Source organism: Mesorhizobium sp. M2C.T.Ca.TU.002.02.1.1, assembly GCF_003997225.1.
The window spans coordinates 1-4,644 of sequence record NZ_RZTO01000504.1; the positions used below are offsets into that span (position 1 = coordinate 1).

Here is a 4,644-nt window from a genome sequence, read left to right on the forward strand (position 1 = left end):
GGCTCGGACCACACGCTGATTTCGCTTGGCGCCAAGACGCTGCTGAAGAGCATGCGGGATTCCATCGGCTCCTAAGGTGCGTTGATATTCAGGTGATGCCGGCCTGCAAATGGCGGTTTCCTGCGCTTCCGGTGCTCACGTACTTCAAGCACGCTCCGCTCCGGTTCTCGGAAGCCACCCAGTTTGGTCGCTTCGCGCCCGTCTTCGACTCCGGCTCGGCCTGACCTGAATCTCAACACACCTTGGGTCGTCTCAGGGCTGCTTCAGTTCCGTCAGGAATTTGGCGAAGGTCATCGAACCCTCAGGCCATGGTCCGAAGCCGGCATCGTGGTTGAGATGCCCGGCCTCGCCAGCATCGATGAAGAGCGATCCCCAGGCGGCGGCAATATCCTCGGCGACCTCGAAGGCACAGAACGGATCGTTGCGGCTGGCGATCACGATGGACGGAAAGGGCAGGGGATCGCGCGAATAAGGGCCGAAGGTCATCAGATGCCTCGGCCTGATTTCCGGATTGGAGACGTCGGGCGGCGCCACGAAAAAGGCGCCCGCGACCGGCTTCTTAAACTGCGGGATGGCCTGAACCGCCGCCGCCACGCCGAGCGAATGCGCGACAAGCACCACCGGCCGTTCGGCCTCGTTGACGGCGTTGGCCACGCTCGCCGTCCAGTCCTCGCGCACGGGCTTCGTCCATTCCGCCTGCTCGACCCGGCGCGCCGTCGACAGTTTCGACTGCCAGCGGGTCTGCCAGTGCTCGGGGCCGGAATTGGTGTAGCCCGGCACGATCAGGATATCTGCGTCTTTGACTTTCATGGCGCCGATGTAGCGAGCGGCCTTCTCGCCTGCAACCCTGTCGCCAATATCGGCGTGATCGCAAGTGTGAACAACTTGTTCGATTCTTGCTGTCTTGTGTGAACGATCACAATCGACGATCTGAGGGGGGAATAAGGAACAACAGCTGGCGGCCTGGAAATCCCATCTCGGGAATAGGTGCCGCCCGAACGGAGAGTTTGATGAGCGAACTGCCTTTTGCCGCGACCACACCGGTCAGCGTGTCGCGTGTCGGGTTGAAGGCGCGCGACGCCGAAAGCCTGGCAGCCTATTACCGCGCCGTCGTCGGCTTGCAGGAACTAAGCCGCGCCGATGGCACGATCACGCTTGGCGCCGCCAACCGACCATTGCTGGTGCTTGAACAGGATTCTTCGGCCAAGCCGGACGATCCGCGCAGCGCCGGGCTTTTCCACACCGCCTTTCTCCTGCCGTCGCGGGCGGATCTCGGCCGCTGGATCAACCATGCCGCCGCCAACCGCATCGGTATCGAGGGCGCTTCCGACCATCTGGTCAGCGAGGCGCTCTATATGACCGACCCCGAAGGCAACGGCATCGAGATCTATGCCGATCGCCGCCCGCAGGACTGGAAGTGGAATGGTGACAGAATAGCCATGGCGACGGAGCGGCTGAACCTGCCGGCGGTGGTGGGCAGCGTGCCGGCGGGCGATGCCGGCTGGCAGGGCGCGCCGGAAAACACCATTGTCGGCCATGTGCATCTGCGCGTCGGCCGGCCGGAAGATGCCGAAGCCTGGTGGCATGAGGCGTTCGGCTTCGACACCGTCGCCAAATATGGCGCCCAGGCGGTGTTCCTGTCGTCCGGCCATTACCATCACCATATCGGCGCCAATGCCTGGCAAAGCGCCGGCGCCGGCCGCCGCGATCCCTCCCGCTCGGGCCTCGCCTGGGTCGAGATGCGCTCGGACAATGCGAAGAGCGAGACGAGCCGTGAGGATCCCTGGGGCACGGTGATCAGGACTGTGCCTGGGAAGGCTTGAGCCAGCGTCGGTGACAACGCCTTTCTCCCCGTGAACGGGGAGAAGGAAAGCTTGGCTCAAGCTTCCCCGAACACCCGCCTGAAGATCGTGTCGACATGCTTGGTGTGGTAGCCGAGGTCGAATTTCTCGCGGATATCGGCTTCGGAGAGGGCCGCCGTGACGTCCCTGTCGGCAAGCAGTTCCTCGAGGAAATCGGCGCCGTGCTCCCAGACTTTCATGGCGTTGCGCTGCACCAGCCGATAGGCGTCCTCGCGTGACAGGCCGGCCTGCGTCAGCGCCAAGAGCACGCGCTGCGAATGCACCAAACCGCGGAACTTGTTGAGGTTCTTCTCCATGTTCTCGGGATAGACGAGCAGCTTGTCGACGACGCCGGTCAGGCGCGCCAGCGCGAAGTCCAGCGTCACCGTCGCATCCGGTCCGATCATGCGCTCGACCGAGGAATGCGAAATGTCGCGTTCGTGCCAGAGGGCCACATCCTCCATGGCCGGCAGCGCCATCGACCGCACCATCCGGGCAAGGCCGGTGAGGTTCTCGGTCAGCACCGGGTTGCGTTTGTGCGGCATGGCCGACGAGCCCTTCTGGCCCGGCGAGAAATACTCTTCCGCTTCCAGCACCTCGGTGCGCTGCAGATGGCGGATCTCGATGGCGAGGCGTTCGACCGACGAGGCGATGACGCCGAGGGTCGCAAAAAACATGGCGTGACAGTCGCGCGGAATGACCTGGGTCGATACCGGCTCCGGCTTCAGCCCGAGCTTTGCCGCCACATGCTCTTCGACATAGGGCTCGATGTTGGCGAAGGTGCCGACCGCGCCGGAGATGGCGCAGGTCGCAATATCCTCCCGCGCGTGCACCAGCCGTTCGCGGCAGCGCGAGAATTCGGCATAGGCCTGCGCCAGCTTGACGCCGAAGGTGGTCGGCTCGGCATGGATGCCGTGGCTGCGGCCGATGGTGACGGTATCCTTGTGCTCGAAAGCACGGCGCTTCAGCGCCGCCAGCAAGGCGTCGATGTCGGCAAGCAGGATGTCGCTGGCCCGCGTCAGCTGCACGGCAAGGCAGGTGTCGAGCACGTCCGACGAGGTCATGCCCTGGTGAATGAAGCGGGCATCCGGTCCGACGAACTCGGCGAGATGGGTGAGGAAGGCGATGACGTCATGCTTGGTGACGCGCTCGATCTCGTCGATCTTGGCGACGTCGAATTTGGCCGCGCCGCCTTTTTCCCAGATGGTCCTTGCCGCTTCCTTCGGGATGACTCCCAATTCCGCCAGCGCATCGCAGGCATGCGCCTCGATCTCGAACCAGATGCGGAAGCGGGTTTCGGGCGACCAGATGGCGACCATTTCCGGCCGGGAATAGCGAGGGATCATTCGTTTTTTAAGTCCTGCCTAGATAAGCGCTGGCCGCGTCCTAACAGAGGCGGGCCCGATGCTCAACGCCGCCGCCGCGCAAACCAGATGCTGACCCCGACAAGCGCTGCAAAACCCAGCGGAAAATAGAGCCGCACGCCAAGCACGACGAACTGGTAGAGCGCGGTCAGCAGCGTGAAGGCGAACTCGAACGCCCAGGTCAGCGTCAACGCCGGTGCGTGCCACTCGGCATAATAGGAGCGATACTGCAGCGCGAACAGGCCGCCGGTGAAGGCGAGCGTTGCTGCCAGAAGCGACACGAACGCCGCGGCGAAGGCCGTTTCCCAATGACGGCCGCGAGAAACCAGCCTGGCCAGCGTCAGCCCAACCGGGAAGGCAAGCAAGCCGCCAAGACCATAGAGCAGCGCAACGAACCGGATCCTGTCGGGTGTCTCCCAGGCGGCCAGCAGAAGATTTGCCAGCGCGCTGGCACCCATGGCCGTGCCCCAGAGCAAGGTTCCGACAGCAGCCTCGCTTGCCGAAGGAATTGCGGCACGCAGCCGATCCATGAGGCCGCGGCGCAACGGGACTTGCTGCAACGGCGTCATAGGTGGCAAATCCTATCGCGCGTCGCATGACCGGGCAGACTGGGCGTCATCTGTCTCATCGGCGTCATGCCTATCACGCCATGGTGAACGAGACGTGCCGCGCGATGCATCCAATCCGGCGTTCATTTGTTATTGTCGGCCGTCTCGCATCCGAAAGGGCAAATCGCCATCCAGCGGAGGACCAGCATGAGCACCGACATCAGCAAGATACGCGGACATATGGAAGTGATCGGCGCCGATGGCGTCCATATCGGCACCGTCGACAAGGTCGAGGGTGACCGGATCAAGCTGACCAAGGCCGACAGCGGCATGGGCTCGCATAAGGACCATCACCACTACATCTCGCTTGCCCTGGTCGCGGAGATCGACGGGCAGAAGGTATGGCTCTCCGCGAATTCGGATGTCGCCGTCACCTTCGAGGAAGAAAAGTCCGATCCGACCTGATCAGCGCGACGACCACACAGGGAACAAATCACCTGCGGCCGGCGTCGCGGCATGGACGCCCCGGCTGATCGCGCGCGCCATGGTCGCGCCTGACGCCGCAAAGAGGTCGATCGCCGCATCGGCGCCGAGCTCGATGCCGCTCCTGCCGGTTGCCAGCGCGAACACCAGATCGCCGTCGGCCGGCGTGTGCGTCGGCCAGATGGCGCGGGCGAAGCCGTCATGCGCCGAGATCGCCAGCCGCTTGGCCGCGGCCTTGGTCAGTACGGCGTCGGTGGCGATGACGGCGATGGTGGTGCTGCCACCTTCGACCTCGCCGCCGACCCGGCGGTCGCGGTATTTCAGCAGGATCTCCCGGGCATCCTCGGGCATCTGGGCGGGATAGCCCAGGCCGCCGAACTCGTCGCCGATCTCGAAGGGGGCCGCCCA

The 4,644-nt window shown here is 64.1% G+C and carries 6 protein-coding genes and 1 pseudogene; 3 read left to right on the plus strand and 4 right to left on the minus strand.

Annotated elements, in window-relative coordinates; all coding sequences use genetic code 11:
* A pseudogene (locus tag EOD07_RS38175) lies at positions 1-224 on the plus strand (hypothetical protein); the annotation flags it as partial.
* A gap of 28 nt (positions 225-252) precedes the next feature.
* On the opposite strand, the gene EOD07_RS23440 reads toward EOD07_RS38175, so the two are convergent.
* Complete coding sequence (locus EOD07_RS23440) at positions 253-810, minus strand: alpha/beta hydrolase (RefSeq protein WP_127237145.1); 558 nt, start codon at positions 808-810, stop codon at positions 253-255.
* Positions 811-1,010: 200 nt separating this feature from the next.
* Between EOD07_RS23440 and EOD07_RS23445 the strand changes: the two genes are divergently transcribed.
* On the plus strand, positions 1,011-1,823 hold the full coding sequence (locus tag EOD07_RS23445; RefSeq protein ID WP_127237146.1) for a VOC family protein: 813 nt from the start codon (positions 1,011-1,013) through the stop codon (positions 1,821-1,823).
* 56 nt (positions 1,824-1,879) lie between these two features.
* On the opposite strand, the gene purB is transcribed toward EOD07_RS23445, so the two are convergent.
* A complete protein-coding gene (gene purB / locus EOD07_RS23450; protein ID WP_127237147.1) occupies positions 1,880-3,187 on the minus strand; it encodes an adenylosuccinate lyase in 1,308 nt (435 codons plus the stop codon).
* A 62-nt stretch (positions 3,188-3,249) separates the two neighbouring features.
* On the minus strand, positions 3,250-3,663 hold the full coding sequence (locus EOD07_RS23455) for a hypothetical protein (RefSeq protein WP_127237148.1): 414 nt from the start codon (positions 3,661-3,663) through the stop codon (positions 3,250-3,252).
* A gap of 297 nt (positions 3,664-3,960) precedes the next feature.
* On the opposite strand from EOD07_RS23455, the gene EOD07_RS23460 reads away from it, so the two are divergent.
* Positions 3,961-4,218 (plus strand): DUF2171 domain-containing protein, encoded by a 258-nt coding sequence (locus tag EOD07_RS23460; RefSeq protein WP_073988648.1) that lies wholly within the window; start codon positions 3,961-3,963, stop codon positions 4,216-4,218.
* Here the strand turns inward: EOD07_RS23460 and EOD07_RS23465 are convergent.
* Positions 4,219-4,644, minus strand: a 426-nt coding sequence (locus tag EOD07_RS23465) for a P1 family peptidase (RefSeq protein WP_206519532.1), incomplete at its 5' end; no start/stop codon positions are given.